The organism is Streptomyces sp. NPDC002130, assembly GCF_040296465.1.
Classification (GTDB): Bacteria; Actinomycetota; Actinomycetes; order Streptomycetales; family Streptomycetaceae; genus Streptomyces.
This window is the reverse complement of record NZ_JBEOXI010000727.1, coordinates 1-1606: the sequence shown is the minus strand read 5'-3', so window position 1 is coordinate 1606 and position 1606 is coordinate 1. Positions and strand designations below refer to the sequence as shown.

1 protein-coding gene and 1 pseudogene are annotated in these 1606 nt (G+C 76.4%); both read left to right on the top strand.

Annotated features, from left to right (window positions below):
- A partial coding sequence (locus ABT116_RS44885; protein ID WP_351646774.1) for a SpoIIE family protein phosphatase occupies positions 1-867 on the top strand: 867 nt, incomplete at its 5' end.
- Positions 864-1606: pseudogene (locus ABT116_RS44880) on the top strand (phosphatase); the annotation flags it as partial. The gene ABT116_RS44885 and the pseudogene ABT116_RS44880, both read left to right, overlap by 4 nt.

Below are 1606 nucleotides of genomic sequence, written 5' to 3'. Positions count from 1 at the left end.
CTCGCACACTCCGATGACCCGGGGACCGACTCGGCCCCCCGGACCGCAGCGGCCCGCCTCGCAAACCCCGGGGACCCGGGGAACGCTTCCGCCTCGCGGACCCCAGCGGCCCACGGTCTCGCGGACGCCGCGGACGCCGCGGACGCCGCGGACGCCGGCGGTGGCCCCTGGGCGGATCCGCGGGAGCACCGCGGGGCGACGGTCCGCGGTGTTCCGGCCACCGGAGGCGCCACGCAGGACCGTTCCCTGCCGGTTTCCGGGGTGCGGGCCGGTGGGGTGAACATTCCCTACGGCGGAGCCGAGTACTCGGGGGACGCCTGGGCGTGGGTCCGGGCCGGGGACCGGGTGACGTTGATGCTGGCGGACGGGCTGGGGCACGGGCCGGAGGCCGCGCGGGCCTCGTCCGCCGCGGTCACGGCGCTGCACCGCTGGGCCCACCTCTCCCCCGCCGAGTCGCTGCAGCGGCTTCACGACGCGCTGCGGGGCACGCGGGGCGCGGCCGTCGCCCTGGCCCAGCTCGACCTGACCGCGGGGCGGCTGCGGTTCGCCGGCATCGGCAACGTCGGGGCGCGACTGCGCACCGACGGCACCTGGCACCCCCTGCTGTCGCGGCCCGGCATCGTCGGGGTCCACCGGCCCGGCACCCTCCGCGAGGAGGAGGCCGACTGGGTGGGCGACCCGATACTCATCCTGCACACCGACGGCCTGCCCAGCCGCTGGACGCCGCCGTCCGACCCCGGTCTGCCCGCCACCGACCCGGCCGTGACGGCCGCCGTGACGATACGTGACGCCAGCAGTCCCGCCCGACCGGTGCGGGACGACACCGCCGTGGCCGTGCTGACCTCGAACCCGCCGGAACGCCCATGATGCGCACTTGGCAGATCACCACCGTCACCGACGCGGCCCGCGCCCGCATCTCGCTCGCGCGCCTGGCCGCCGCGTACGGTGTGCCCACGGTCGAACGGACCCGGCTCGCCGCCGACCTCAGCGCCCACCTGCGGCAGTGCCTCACCAAGGGCGGCACCTGGCGGCTCACCATGGACCTTGCGGGCTCCCCGGACGAGGAGGGCCTGCTGCACGTCGTGGTGACTCCGTCGCCGGAGGCGTGCGCCGCCGGGGAGCCGCTCTGGGAGGTCACGGTCCCCTGTCCCGAGTCGGCCGAGGCCACCGAGGACGGCACCGTCCCCGACGACCCGGCCGCCCTGTCGGAGGCCCTGCTCGGCGCCGACGAGGACACGGCCGTGGTGCTGGACAAACTCACCGAGCAGGAGGACCTGGTCCTCTTCCACCGCGAGGAGCTGCACCAGACCAACCAGGGCGTGCTGGCCCTGCACGCCGAGCTGGACGCGGCAGGGCGGGCCCAGCGCGAGGCCTTCGCCGCCGAGCGCAGCGCCCGCAACGAGGCGGAGAGCGCCCGGCGCAGGCTGACGTTCCTCGCGGACGCGAGCGCGGTGCTGACGGCGTCGCTCAACCACGAGGAGATCGTGCGCCGGCTGCCGGACCTGCTGGTGCCGGAGTACGCGCGCAGCGTCGACGTCTGGCTGTTCGACCACGAGGAGGACAAGCACCGGTCGGCGCCCCATCCGGCCGCCGCGGTGGTCGCGGC